This is a genomic window from Actinoplanes sp. ATCC 53533 (assembly GCF_003947245.1).
In genome coordinates this window covers 1-749 of record NZ_QHHV01000652.1, presented here as the reverse complement: position 1 = coordinate 749, position 749 = coordinate 1, and the positions used below count along the sequence as shown (strand labels likewise).

The 749-nt window shown below is 66.4% G+C and carries 1 protein-coding gene; it reads left to right on the top strand.

Annotated features, from left to right (window positions below; genetic code table 11):
• Window positions 1–749 (top strand): sulfatase-like hydrolase/transferase (locus DMB66_RS60475; RefSeq protein ID WP_148113011.1); only part of this gene is annotated, 749 nt, incomplete at both ends.

The window sequence follows — 749 nt, the reverse complement described above, 5'->3', positions numbered from 1 at the left end:
CGTGGAGAGCTACGGCCGCTCGGCGATCGAGGACCCCACGCTCAACAAGGGCACGACGGAGGTGCTCGCCGACGGCACCGAGACCCTGAAGAAGGCCGGTTATGTCACCAAGAGCGGCTGGCTCGCCTCGCCCACGGCGGGCGGCGGCAGCTGGCTGGCGCACTCGACGCTGCTGTCCGGGCTGTGGATCGACAAGCAGAACCGCTACCGAAACCTCACGTCGAGCAACCGGCTCACCCTGACCGGGGCCTTCAAGAAGGCCGGCTTCGACACCATGAGCGTCATGCCGGGCGCCACCCGGGCCTGGCCGGAGGGCAACTTCTACGGCTACGACAAGGTCTACGACTCCCGCAACACCGGCTACCAGGGACCGGCCTTCAGCTGGGCGCCGCAGCCGGACCAGTACACCCTCTCGTGGTTCGAGAAGAACGTGCACGGCGTGGAACACGACCCGATGTTCGTCGAGATGCCGCTGGTCTCCAGCCACACGCCGTGGGCGCCGCTCCCGCAGTTCATCGACTGGGACGACGTCGGTGACGGCTCGGTCTACAAGCAGATCCAGCAGGAGGGCAAGAAGGTCCGCACCATCTGGAAGGACCCGGTGAAGCTCCGGCGCGAATACTCCCGGTCGATCCAGTACACGATGACCACCGTGATCTCCTGGCTGGAACTCTACGGCGACGAGAACACCGTGATGGTCTTCCTCGGCGACCACCAGCCGTCCCCGCTCATCGTCGGCGACACCGCCA